Annotated in this window: 9 protein-coding genes; 6 read left to right on the top strand and 3 right to left on the bottom strand. The window is 73.2% G+C overall.

Annotated features, from left to right (window positions below; translation table 11 throughout):
- Positions 1 to 264 precede the first annotated feature (264 nt).
- Positions 265 to 1,287: an endonuclease/exonuclease/phosphatase family protein gene (locus AB0A97_RS02405; RefSeq protein WP_361143306.1), complete on the top strand. Its 1,023-nt coding sequence runs from the start codon at positions 265 to 267 to the stop codon at positions 1,285 to 1,287.
- 281 nt (positions 1,288 to 1,568) lie between these two features.
- Positions 1,569 to 2,789, top strand: coding sequence for an MFS transporter (locus AB0A97_RS02400; RefSeq protein ID WP_361143304.1), 1,221 nt, complete (start codon positions 1,569 to 1,571; stop codon positions 2,787 to 2,789).
- A 268-nt stretch (positions 2,790 to 3,057) separates the two neighbouring features.
- Here the strand turns inward: AB0A97_RS02400 and AB0A97_RS02395 are convergent, their stop codons facing one another.
- Together AB0A97_RS02395 and AB0A97_RS02390 are read right to left on the bottom strand one after the other, a co-directional pair.
- On the bottom strand, positions 3,058 to 4,680 hold the full coding sequence (locus AB0A97_RS02395) for a multicopper oxidase family protein (protein WP_361143301.1): 1,623 nt from the start codon (positions 4,678 to 4,680) through the stop codon (positions 3,058 to 3,060).
- 97 nt (positions 4,681 to 4,777) lie between these two features.
- On the bottom strand, positions 4,778 to 5,287 hold the full coding sequence (locus AB0A97_RS02390) for a hypothetical protein (protein WP_361143299.1): 510 nt from the start codon (positions 5,285 to 5,287) through the stop codon (positions 4,778 to 4,780).
- A 137-nt stretch (positions 5,288 to 5,424) separates the two neighbouring features.
- Between AB0A97_RS02390 and AB0A97_RS02385 the strand changes: the two genes are divergently transcribed.
- Positions 5,425 to 6,129, top strand: a complete 705-nt coding sequence (locus tag AB0A97_RS02385) for a DUF998 domain-containing protein (protein ID WP_361143296.1) — start codon at positions 5,425 to 5,427, stop codon at positions 6,127 to 6,129.
- A gap of 107 nt (positions 6,130 to 6,236) precedes the next feature.
- A complete protein-coding gene (locus tag AB0A97_RS02380; RefSeq protein WP_361145185.1) occupies positions 6,237 to 7,091 on the top strand; it encodes an alpha/beta hydrolase in 855 nt (284 codons plus the stop codon).
- A 45-nt stretch (positions 7,092 to 7,136) separates the two neighbouring features.
- Here AB0A97_RS02380 and AB0A97_RS02375 read toward each other — a convergent pair whose 3' ends face one another.
- The gene (locus tag AB0A97_RS02375; protein WP_361143294.1) at positions 7,137 to 7,754 is read right to left on the bottom strand and encodes a hypothetical protein; all 618 of its coding nucleotides are present in this window, start codon (positions 7,752 to 7,754) and stop codon (positions 7,137 to 7,139) included.
- Between the two features lie 345 nt (positions 7,755 to 8,099).
- Here AB0A97_RS02375 and glnA point away from each other — a divergent pair, with 345 nt between their 5' ends.
- Together glnA and AB0A97_RS02365 are read left to right on the top strand one after the other, a co-directional pair.
- A complete protein-coding gene (gene glnA, locus AB0A97_RS02370) occupies positions 8,100 to 9,461 on the top strand; it encodes a type I glutamate--ammonia ligase (protein WP_361143291.1) in 1,362 nt (453 codons plus the stop codon).
- Complete coding sequence (locus tag AB0A97_RS02365; RefSeq protein ID WP_361143288.1) at positions 9,458 to 12,496, top strand: bifunctional [glutamine synthetase] adenylyltransferase/[glutamine synthetase]-adenylyl-L-tyrosine phosphorylase; 3,039 nt, start codon at positions 9,458 to 9,460, stop codon at positions 12,494 to 12,496. The genes glnA and AB0A97_RS02365 overlap by 4 nt, the downstream gene beginning before the upstream one ends.
- Positions 12,497 to 12,557 lie beyond the last annotated feature (61 nt).

Raw genomic sequence — 12,557 nt, 5'->3', positions numbered from 1 at the left:
GGCCCGTCGTCCGGAGAGGTCCGCGCGTCAACCGGTCGAGGACAGCGCCCCATCGAGCGACAAGCGGCCGCGAAAGGCACATCACCTGACCGCTCCATGACGGGAGTATGCCCGTTCTGTCACAGCCCCCGCCCCGGCCTCCGTAGCAGGAACCCCGAGCCGTCAGCGTGCCGTCTCCACTTCTAAGAAAACGCATTACGGGCCATCGCCTAGGGTCGGAGACCACAGGCGGGGCGTACGGAGCAAGGCAGTGAGGGCAGCGGCATGGCGCAGGCATACATGACGGAGTCGGGGCAGGGCCAAGACCCTGAGCGGGCCGCCTCCGGGGCGCGGCGCCTGCGCGACTGGTGGCGCCCGGAGGGCATGTGGCGGCGGGGCATCGTGCTGGCGGTGCTGGCGGTCCTGCTCGGGCTGCTGATGATCCTGCACGCGCACGTCCCCAACACCGTGGGCAACCTCGGCAGCCTGCTGGAGACGTTCCTGCCGTGGCTCGGCCTGCTGGGCGTCCCGCTGCTGCTGATCGCCGCCGTGCTGCGGCGTTCCACGACGGCGGTCGTCGCGCTGCTGCTGCCCGCCGTCGTCTGGGTCAGCCTCTTCGGCGGGCAGGTCACGGACAAGAAGGGCACCGGCGGCAATCTGACCGTCGCCACCCACAACGTCGACGCCGACAACCCCGACCCGGCGGGCACGGCCAGGGACATCGTGAAGTCCGGCGCGGACGTGGTGGCCCTGGAGGAGCTGACCGGTGACGCGCTGCCCAAGTACAAGGAAGGGCTGGCCAAGGCGTACCCGTACCGCACGGTGCAGGGCACGGTCGGGCTGTGGAGCAAGCACCCGATCTCCGACGCAGCGCCCGTGAACATCAAGATGGGCTGGACCCGCGCGCTGCGCGCCACCGTCAAGGCGCCCGACGGCCGGCAGGTCGCCTTCTACGTCGCGCACCTGCCGTCGGTACGGGTCAAGCTCAACGCGGGATTCACCGCCAACCAGCGTGACGACAGCGCGGCCGCCCTCGGCGAGGCGATCTCCAAGGAGAGCCTCGGGCAGGTCATCCTGCTCGGTGACCTCAACGGCACCATGAACGACCGTTCGCTGGCTCCGGTCACCTCGCAGATGCGCTCGGCCCAGGGCGCGGCGGGCGACGGTTTCGGCTTCAGCTGGCCAGCCGGCTTCCCGATGGCGCGGATCGACCAGATCATGATGAAGGGGATCGACCCGGTCTCCTCCTGGTCGCTGCCCCGGACCGGCAGTGATCACCTTCCGCTCGCCGCCTCGGTCAAGATCTGACAAAGCCCGGACGGCCGCGGCGCCCCGGTGGAGCAGGCTCTTCCCGCTCCACCGGGGCGCCGCTGCCGTCCGGCGCCGCTCCTCCGTAACATTCCGTTCTCCCGCCGGAATGAATGGGCTGAGAGACTTTGTTCCGTAGAAGAACTTACGGACATCCAGCCGCGTACGCCGTACGGAACCCCCGGCGCCCCGACGCGCCGCACGGACCGCTCCGGTGCCCCGGTGCATCGAGGCAGCACCGTGCCCGGGACCCCGTACACCCCGTTTTCGAAAGGTCTCTCATGCCCCTGGCGCTGCTCGCGCTGGCCGTCTCCGCCTTCGGCATCGGCACGACTGAGTTCGTGATGATGGGCCTGCTGCCCAATGTCGCGGGCGACCTGGGTACGTCCGTGCCCACGGCCGGCTACCTCGTCTCCGCCTATGCCCTCGGCGTCGTCATCGGCGCTCCGCTGCTGACCGCCCTCGGGTCGCGCATCCCGCGCAAGCGGATGCTCCTGCTGCTGATGGCCGTCTTCACCGTGGGCAATCTGGCCTCGGCACTGGCACCCAACTTCGGCCTGCTGATCGCCGGCCGGCTGCTGGCGGGGCTCCCGCACGGCGCGTTCTTCGGTGTCGGCGCGGTGGTCGCCGCCCGGCTGGTCAAGGAAGGCCGGCAGGCCCGCGCGGTGGCCACCATGTTCCTCGGCCTGACCGTCGCCAACATCGTCGGCGTGCCCGCCGCGACCCTGCTCGGCCAGCACCTCGGCTGGCGTGCGACCTTCCTGGTCGTGGCCGCCATCGGCCTGGTCGCGATGGCCGCGCTGGCCCGCCTCGTGCCGCACATGCCGCGCGCGGAGCACGGCGGCGTGGCCCACGAGATCCGCGCCATGGGCAACCGGCAGGTCGTCCTCGGCCTGGTCACCGCGGTCTTCGGCTTCGCCGGCGTGTTCGCCGTCTACAGCTACCTCGCCTCGATGATGACCGAGGTCTCCGGCTTCGCCGAAGGGTCCGTCCCGCTGGTCCTGGCGCTCTTCGGTGCCGGTATGACGCTGGGCGCGCTGGCCGCGGGCCCGCTGACCGACCGCGCGCTGCGGCCCACGCTGTACGGGGCACTCGGCGCCCTCGCCGTGACCCTGGTGGTCTTCACCTACGCGGTGCACGTCAAGTGGGCGGCCCTGGTCTGCGTCGTCATCCTGGGCGCGGTCGGCTTCATGACCACCACGCCGCTGCAGATGCTGGTCATGAAGAAGGCCCAGCACGCGCCGACCCTGGCCTCGGCCTCCAACCACTCGGCGTTCAACCTGGCCAACGCGGGCGGCGCCTGGGCCGGCGGTGTGGCCATCGCGGCGGGCTGGGGCTGGACCTCTCCGGCGCTGGTCGGCGCGGTGCTGGCCGTCATCGGCCTGGGCATCGCGGTGACCGCCGGCCTGCTCGACCGCGGCGGCTCCGGGTCCTCGCGCATCGTCGCGAGCAGCGAGGACGCCGACGACGTACCGTTGGAACTGCCGGACCGGGTGAACTGACCCGGACCTGCCGGACCGGGTGAACTGACCCGGACCTGCCGGACCGGGTGAACTGACCCGGACCTGCCGGACCGGGTGAACTGACCCGGACCTGCCGGGCCGGGCGAACCGACCCGGCCCCGCCGGACCACCGTGAGAGCGGCCCCCGACCACGACCGTGGCCGGGGGCCGTTCTCGTCGTCCCATCCGCCAGGCGGCGGGGGTTCCGGCGGTGGCGGGCAGGACCGCACGGCCGAGGGCGCTGGACGCGGCTCCGCTCCCGTACCGCCTACTTCCGGTAGCCGAGGACCGTCATCATCCCGGACTCCGCGTGATAGACGTTGTGGCAGTGCAGCATCCACAGGCCGGGGTTGTCCGCGTCGAGGTCGACGTCCAGCCGGCGGCCCGGCAGCACGATCGCGGTGTCCTTGCGCGGACCGCCGTCCGGCAGGGCGAAGGTGTGCCCGTGCAGGTGCATCGGGTGCCACATGGTGGTGTTGTTGCGGAACGACAGCCGTACGCGTTCCCCGGCCCGCACCGGATGGCGCTGGTCCGGCGTGTACTTCTTGCCGTTGACGGCCCAGTCGTACTTCTCCATCGAGCCGGTGAGGTCGAACCGTACGGTCCGGTCCGGCGTGCGCGACGCCAGCCGCACCGGCCCGTCGGCCTTCAGCCGGTCGGCCGTCAGCAGCCGCCCGTCCAACTCCTTCGGCCGTACGGATGCCTCGGGAGCCGCCCCGCCGCCGGTGCGCAGCACGGCCAGCGCGGTCCGCTTCTTGCCCTCGGCGAGCGCGGTCAGCGGGAAGACGCCGTCCTTGGCCGTGACCACCACGTCGTAGCGTTCGCCCATGCCGAGCAGCAGGGCGTCCGTCGGGGCGTGGGTGACGGGATAGCCGTCGGTGTGCGTCACGGTCATGGTGTGGCCGCCGAGCGCGACGCGGTACGCGGTGTCGCCGCCCGCGTTGACGAAGCGGATGCGGACCCGGTCGCCGGGGCGTGCGCGGAAGGTCTGCGGATCCTGCGGGGTGCGGCCGTTGACCAGGTGGTACGGGTAGTCCACGTCGCCCGCGTCGCCGCCCAGCAGCTTGCTGGTGGCGCCCATCAGCATGCGGGAGGGGCCGGCGGGGGAGGGCGTCGCGTGGCCGCCCATGGAGTGCGCTCCATGGTTCGTACCGCCGTGGTTCATGCCGCCTGAGCCACCGTGACCCATGCCCCCGGACCCGGACCCGTGGTCCATTCCGCCCATGCCCTTGCGGAGTTCGGCCAGCACGGCGTCCGGCGTGCTGCCGTCCACCCCGTCGACCCAGTCGTCCAGGACGACCACCCACTCCTTGTCGTAGGCGAGGGGCTCCTTCGGGTCCTCGACGATCAGCGGCGCGTACAGGCCGCGGTCCTGCTGCACGCCCGAGTGCGGGTGGAACCAGTACGTGCCGGGGTGGCTGACGGCGAAGCGGTACGTGAACGAGCCGCCCGCCTTCACGGGGCGCTGGGTCAGGTCCGGTACGCCGTCCATGTCGTTGCGCAGGGCCAGGCCGTGCCAGTGCAGGGAGGTGGCCTCGGGCAGGTGGTTGGCGAGCGTCAGCTCCAGGGTGTCGCCCGCGGTGACCCGTACCTCCTTGCCGGGCAGACCGTCCCCGTACGCCCAACTGCCGACCGTACGGCCGCCCAGGTCGAGCCGGGCGGCGGTGGCGGTCAGCGCGACCTTCCGTACGGGGCCGGAGCCGCGCTTCGCCTCGGCGGCGGCCACTTCCGGGCCGTCGGGGGAGACGTAACCTTCCGGCGCCTCGGCCGGGTTGCCGGCGCCCTTCGTGCTGTCCGTGCCGGAGCCGGAGCCGGAGCAGGCGGCGAGCAGGCCGCTGCCGGCGGCCGCGATGCCCGCGCCGAGCACGGCGCGGCGGGTGTGCGTACGCATGGTGGAGAAACACCTCGTGATGGTGGGAAACGGTTGCGGTGAGCGCGCGTGAGCCGGGCCGCGGACGCGCGCAGGCGTCGGCGGCCGGGCCGCGCGTCTACACGCGCAGGACCGAGAGCCGGGCGAGGTGTTTGTGGCGGGGGACCGGCGGCGGCAGGGGCCGCAGACCGCGCAGCAGCCGGGCCCGTACGGCGGCCAGGAGGTCGGTGGCCTGCCGGCCCAACAGCCGCCCCGTACGGACGAGGACGAGGACGCAGAGGGAGAGCACGGCCAGGCAGACCGCGCCGGGGTTCATGGCGTGGTGGTCGTCGGCGGTGGAGGAGGAGAGACGCGCTTGCTGTGGTGTCTGCGGCAGGTGCTGCGCCTGAGGCAGGTGCCGTGTCCGCGGCAGGTCTTGTGTCGAAGGCAGGTGCTGCGTCTGACGGGCTTGCCGTGCCTCGTGGACGGGCTGCTCCTGATGTGCCGCGGGCCGCGGCCCCGAGCCGTGCCCGCCCACCGGGTGCCCCAGCGTGTGCATGCCGACGATACCGACGATCAGCGCGGCGAACAGCAGCAGACGGCCGCACCACGCGGCTGCCTTCCCCCGGCTTCGCACTGCGTACGGCATGTCGACGGCCCTCCCGGTACCACTGGCCAGCACCCTACCCCTGCGGGGTATGCCGCTCCCGGGCGCCCCGGTCCGCGCCCACTTTGCCTATCCTTGACCTTCCCAGGCGCCCCTGGCGTCCCGTCCCGACCCCCAGGATGTCCGTGCAGCCGAGCAAGAGCCGTCGTGCCGCCCCCGTACTCCTCCTGCTCGGTGCGGTGGCGTACACCGCCTGGGTCCTGGAGGTAGTCCTGTCCACCGGCCTCGATCCGGTACGGACGTACGTCAGTGAACTGGCCGCCGCCGATCAGCCGCTCGGCGGCCTGTTCCGCGCGACGGACCTGCTCGCCGGACTGCTGGTACTGGCGGGTGCGGTCGCCGCGCTCTGCACCCTTCCCCGCCGCCCCTGGGCCACGGCCGGCTGGGCGGCGCTCGCCCTCTTCGGCGCCGCCACCGCCGTCGACTCCCGGCTGCCGCTGAGCTGCGCCCCGACCAGCGACCCGGAGTGCGCGGCCCGCGAGACCGCGGGCCTGGTGCCCGCCACCCACACCGCGCACGCGATCAGCAGCTCGCTGGCCATGGTGGGCGCACTGGCCGCGCTGGTCCTGCTGACCGTGGCCGCCCGCCGGTACGGCCGGTGGCCGCCGCTCGGCCGCGTCGCACCGTGGCTGACCCTGGCCGAACTGGCCGCCACCGCCTGGACCCTCTCCTCCATCGCGGCCTTCACCGAGGGCCACGGCAACTGGGCGCTGGGCGTCGGCCAGCGCCTCCAGGTCCTGCTCGTCGCCCTGTACGTCGGGCTGCTCGCGTGGTGTGTCGGGCGAGCGGGCACCACTACGGGGAGGGAAGGGGAACCGGCATGAGCGGGGACGGCGAGCGGCGGAGGCGGAAGAACACGAGAGGCGGCGCGAAGGAACGCAGAGGCGGCGCGAAGGATTGCCCGACCGCCCCCGCCCCCGCCCCCGGCCGCATGCTGCGCGTCGACGGCGTGGTGCTGCACGTGCTGCGTGAGGGCAGCGGCCCGGTGTGCGTGCTCAGCGGTGGGCTGGGCATGGGCTGGTTCGACTGGGACGCGGTCGCGGCCCGGCTCGCCCCGCACCGTACGGTGGTCCGCTTCGACCGGCCCGGCCTGGGGCTGAGCGCGCCCGCCCAGGAGCCGCCCACCGCCGTGGGCGAGGCCGCCCGGATCGCGCACGTCCTGGACGCGCTCGGGCTGCCCGGGCCCTGCACCGTCGTCGGCCACAGCCTGGCCGCCTTCCACGCCGAGGCGTTCGCCCGGCTGTATCCCGACCGTACGACGGGCATCGTGCTCGCCGACGGCAGCGTGGAGGAGGACCCGCGGCCGCTGCTGCCGCGTACCGTCCGTACGGCCTGGGCGGGCGGCCTGGCCTCCGTGCTCGCGGCGGCCGGGGTGCCGCGCGCCCTCGGTCCGGCCGCGCGCCGGCTGACCACCCGCGTCCTGACCGTGCGCGACCACCCGCGTGATCCGTACGAGGCCGGTGCCTACCGCACCAGTCGGGTACTGCGCGCCTGCGCCCTGGAGAACGCGACGTACGGTTACCAGGCCGCCGAGGTCGCCGCGCTGCGCCCGGACCATCCGCTGCGCGGCGTGCCGGTGACGGTCCTGGCGGCGTACGACGGCAGTGAGACGCCGCGTGAACTGCGCTGGCTGGAGCGGCAACGGGCGCTGGCCGCACAGCTCGGCGGCACCTTCGCCGTCGCCGCCCCGGCCGGGCACCTGGTGATGGCCGACGCGCCGGACGCGGTGGCCACGGCCGTCCTGTCGCTCATCCCTGATCCGGAGGGTCCGCAGCGCGGTCGCTGAACCCGACATCCCACCGCTCGCCCCACCGCGCCAGGCCCCAGGCCCTCACGGCTTGGCCGTCCGCCGCGCCCGCAGCTCGAAGAACTGCGGTACGGACGCGGCGCCGACGAACGCGTCCCACAGGCGGTCGGCGTCCGCTCCGGTGGGCTGGGGTGCCACCACCGGCCCGAAGAAGCCGCGTTCGCCGCCGCTCGTGACCAGGACCGTGACGGGGGAGCCCGCGTCCTTGCCGGAGAACTCCTGCGCCTGCTCACGGGCCCGGGCCACCGGCCGGTCCAGCGCGGAGTCGTGCAGCGCGTCGGCGTACTCCGCGCCGCCCGCCTCCGCCAGGCACCGCTCGGCCAGCTCCGGCGACGGGTCGGCGCCGGCGTCGTGCACCGCCGCCCCGTACGCGGCATAGACGGCGCCGGTCAGCGCGTCCCGGCCGTCGGCGTGCGCGGCCTCGGCCAGCCGCAGCAGGCAGCGGCTCCCGGCCGCGGCCGGGCGGCGTCCGGCGGGCAGTTCGTCGAGCGCGGCCCCGTCGGTCAGGTCGAAGGCGCGGTACGCGAGCGGGATGCCGCGCCGTCCGGTGGCGCCGACCAGCCACTGCGCGGTGCGCCAGGTCCAGGGGCAGACGGGGTCGAAGTGGAACGTCACGGCCGTGACGTCGAAACGGTCGCTCACGGGCTCTCCTCGGCCGTCGTACGGATCGGGCGGCTACGGGCTCGCCCGGCGGAACGAACCCGGCGGAACGAACCGACCGGGCGCATCCGGCGGAACCAACCCGGCCGAACGCATTCGGCGGAGCGCATCCGGCGGAACAAAGCCGGACGATCCGGGCCGCCCTCTCCTGGAGTACCGTCCGCCGCTCCCGGGCAAACGTGCCGGTGTCGCCCCGGGACCGGCGGTTCTGATCTCGGCCGAGGGTGCGTAATGTGACGGTAACCCCCTCACGTGATACTGGTGTGCCACACCTCGTTGCCCGATGGGGTGGGGACAGGCCGATTGACCTGCAAGGATTGGTGAGCCATGGACAAGCAGCAGGAGTTTGTGCTCCGTACGCTGGAGGAGCGCGACATCCGCTTCGTACGACTGTGGTTCACCGATGTGCTGGGGTTCTTGAAGTCCGTGGCGGTGGCGCCCGCCGAACTTGAGCAGGCGTTCGACGAGGGCATCGGCTTCGACGGCTCCGCGATCGAGGGCTTCGCGCGGGTGTACGAGTCCGACATGATCGCCAAGCCGGACCCGGGCACCTTCCAGATCCTGCCGTGGCGCGCCGAGGCCCCCGGCACCGCCCGGATGTTCTGCGACATCCTGATGCCGGACGGCTCCCCGTCCTACGCCGACCCGCGCTACGTCCTCAAGCGCATCCTGGCCAAGACCTCCGACCTCGGCTTCACCTTCTACACCCACCCCGAGATCGAGTTCTTCCTGCTCAAGGACAAGCCGGTGGACGGCACCCGGCCCAACCCCGCGGACTCCTCCGGCTACTTCGACCACACCCCGCAGAACGTCGGCATGGACTTCCGCCGCCAGGCGATCACCATGCTCGAATCGATGGGTATCTCGGTGGAGTTCAGCCACCACGAGGGCGCGCCGGGACAGCAGGAGATCGACCTGCGCTACGCCGACGCGCTGTCCACCGCCGACAACATCATGACGTTCCGGCTGGTGATGAAGCAGGTCGCGCTGGAGCAGGGCGTGCAGGCGACGTTCATGCCCAAGCCGTTCTCGGAGTACCCGGGTTCGGGCATGCACTCCCACCTCTCGCTGTTCGAGGGCGACCGCAACGCCTTCCACGAGTCGGGCGCCGAGTACCAGCTCTCCAAGGTCGGCCGCTCCTTCATCGCCGGCCTGCTGCGGCACGCGGGCGAGATCTCCGCCGTCACCAACCAGTGGGTCAACTCCTACAAGCGCATCTGGGGCGGCGCCAACCGCACCGCGGGCGCCGGCGGCGAAGCCCCCTCGTACATCTGCTGGGGCCACAACAACCGCTCCGCGCTCATCCGCGTCCCCATGTACAAGCCGGGCAAGATGGGCTCCACCCGGGTCGAGGTCCGCTCCATCGACTCCGGCGCCAACCCCTACCTGACCTACGCGGTGCTGCTGGCCGCCGGACTCAAGGGCATCGAGGAGGGCTACGAACTCCCGGCCGGCGCCGACGACGACGTGTGGGCGCTGTCCGACTCCGAGCGCCGCGCCATGGGCATCGAGCCGCTGCCGCAGAACCTCGGCGAGGCCATCGAGCTGATGGAGCGCAGCGAACTGGTCGCGGAGACCCTCGGCGAGCACGTCTTCGACTTCTTCCTGCGCAACAAGAAGCAGGAATGGGAGGAGTACCGCTCCGAGGTCACCGCGTTCGAGCTGCGCAAGATGCTGCCGGTCCTGTGACCGCGCACCCCGCTCCGCAGAACCAGGGGCGGCGCAGCAGCGCCTTCTCCCGGCTGCTGCGGTACGGCTTCACCGACCCGTCGGCGGCGGGGCGTCTCCTGGAGGCGCCCGAACTGGCCGCCGTACGGGACGACTCGGTGCTCCTGGAGGCGCTGGGCGGCACCGCCGACCCGGACCTGGCGCTGACCGCGCTGGTGCGGCTGGCGGAGGCGCAGGGCGAGGACGAGCGGCAGAAGCTGCTGTCCACGCTGATCACCGCGAAGCCGCTGCGCGACCGGCTGCTGGGGGTGCTCGGCGCTTCCGAGGCGCTCGGCGACCACCTCGTACGGCATCCGCGCGACTGGCAGTCGCTGGTCACCTACGAGGCGGCCGACCTGCACCCGACCACACCGGAGTTCGAGGCGGCGCTGGCCGAGGGCGTCTGGGGCGAGCGGGGCCGGGACCGGCCGCGCCCGGACGCGCTGCGCGCCGCGTACCGCCGGTGCCTGCTGGGCATCGCGGCGCGCGACGTGTGCGGGACCACCGATCTCGCCGAGACCGCCGCGGAGCTGGCCGACCTGGCGACCGCTACGGTTCGCGCCGCTCTGGAGATCGCCGGTGAGGAGCAGCCCACCGACGCCGCCGCCTGCCGGCTCGCCGTCATCGCCATGGGCAAGTGCGGCGGCCGGGAGCTGAACTACGTCTCGGACGTGGACGTCATCTTCGTCGCCGAGGCGCGCGACGGCACCGAGGAGGCCAAGGCGCTCCAGGCCGCGACCCGGCTGGCGGGCCGGATGATGCGGGTGTGCTCCGACGTCACCGCCGAGGGCACGATCTGGCCGGTGGACGCCAACCTGCGCCCCGAGGGCCGCAACGGCCCGCTCGTGCGCACCCTCAACAGCCACCTGGCCTACTACGAACGCTGGGCCAAGACCTGGGAGTTCCAGGCCCTGCTCAAGGCCCGGCCGATGGCGGGCGACGAGGAGCTGGGCAAGGAGTACGTCGCCGCGGTCACGCCGCTGGTCTGGCAGGTCTCCGAGCGCGAGAACTTCGTGACCGACGTACGGCAGATGCGCCGCCGCGTCGTGGAGAACATCCCCGCCGCCCAGGTCGACCGCGAACTGAAGCTGGGCCCCGGCGGACTGCGCGACGTGGAGTTCGCCGTCCAGCTCCTGCAACTCGTGCACGGCCGCAGCGACGGGACGCTGCACAGCCCGAGCACCCTGGAAGCCCTCTCGGCACTGGCGGCCGGTGGCTACGTCGGCCGCGAGGACGCCAAGGCGCTGGACGCCGCGTACTGCTTCCTGCGCACGCTGGAACACCGCATCCAGCTCCACAAGCTCCGCCGCACCCACCTGATGCCCGAGGACGAGCCCGACCAGCGGCGCCTCGCCCGCTCCATGGGCCATCGCACCGAGCCGGTCGAGACGCTGCGCAAGGAGTGGAAGTGGCACGCCCGCGAGGTGCGGCGGCTGCACGAGAAGCTGTTCTACCGGCCGCTGCTGGACGCCGTCGCACATCTGGAGCCCGGCGGTACCCGGCTCTCCGCGAAGGCCGCAGGCCAGCGGCTCGAAGCGCTCGGTTACGCCGACCCGGTCGCCGCGCTGCGCCACCTCGAAGCGCTGGCCTCCGGCGTCACCCGCAAGGCCGCCATCCAGCGCACCCTGCTGCCGGTCCTGCTGGCCTGGTTCGCGGACTCCGCCGACCCGGACGCCGGACTGCTCAACTTCCGTAAGGTCTCCGACGCGCTCGGCAAGACCCCCTGGTACCTGCGGCTGCTGCGCGACGAGGGCGCCGCCGCCGAGAACCTGGCCCGCGTCCTGTCGGCCGGCCGCTTCGCCCCCGACCTGCTGCTGCGCGCCCCCGAGGCGGTCGCGCTGCTCGGCGCGAAGGACGGCCTCCAGCCGCGCGGGCGCGCCGCGCTGGAGCAGGAGGTGCTGGCCGCGGTCGGCCGCGCGGAGAACGCCGAGCAGGCCGTCGCCGCGGCCCGTGGGGTACGGCGGCGGGAACTGTTCCGTACGGCCGCCGCCGACCTGATCGGCGCGTACGGCACCGAAGGCCGTCCGGCGGAGGCGGATCGCGGCCACGCCGCCGACGTGATCGGCACCGCCGTCTCCGACCTGACCGCCGCCACCATCGCGGGCGCGCTGCGCGCCGCCGTACGCGACCAGTGGGGCGACACCCTGCCCACCCGCTTCACCGTCATCGGGATGGGCCGCTTCGGCGGCCGGGAGCTGGGGTACGGCTCCGACGCCGACGTGCTGTTCGTGCACGAGCCGCGCGAGGGCGCCGACGAGCAGGAGGCCACCAAGGCCGCGCACGCCGTCGCCAACGAGATGCGCCGCCTCCTCCAGCTCCCCTCCTCCGACCCGCCGCTGCCGATCGACGCCGACCTGCGGCCGGAGGGCAAGACCGGACCGCTGGTCCGTACGCTCTCCTCCTACGCCGCCTACTACCGGCGCTGGTCGCTGGTGTGGGAGGCACAGGCCCTGCTGCGCGCCGAGCCGGTCGCGGGCGACGCCGACCTGGGGAAGCGCTTCATCGAGCTGATCGGCCCGCTGCGCTATCCGATGGAGGGCCTGGGCGAGGACGCCGTACGGGAGATCCGCCGCCTCAAGGCCCGGATGGAGACCGAGCGGGTGCCGCGCGGCGCCGACCCGACCACCCACACCAAGCTGGGCCGCGGCGGCCTCAGCGACGTGGAGTGGACCGTGCAGCTTCTCCAGATGCAGCACGCCTGGAACGAGCCGGGACTGCGCACCACCCGTACCCGCACGGCGCTGGCCGCGGCCCGCGACGCCGGGCTGCTGGCCACCGAGGACGCGCAGATCCTCGACGAGGCGTGGGTGCTGGCGTCGCGGGTGCGCAACGCCACGATGCTGGTACGGGGCCGTCCCGGCGACACGTTCCCGTCCGACGCGCGGGAGCTGGCGGCGGTCGGCCGCTACCTCGGGTACGAGGAGGGGCACGTCGGGGAGATGCTGGACGACTACCGGCGGACGACCCGCAGGGCCCGCGCGGTGGTGGAGGAGATCTTCTACGGGGCGGCGGGCTGAGGACGGGCCCGGCCCGGGCCGGGCAGATCCGGCCTGCGCCGGGCGGGCCCGGCCGGGGGCC

Source organism: Streptomyces sp. NPDC045470, from assembly GCF_040646595.1.
Lineage (GTDB): Bacteria > Actinomycetota > Actinomycetes > Streptomycetales > Streptomycetaceae > Streptomyces.
Note: the sequence above shows the minus strand (reverse complement) of the source record. Positions and strands in the feature narration are given on the sequence as shown.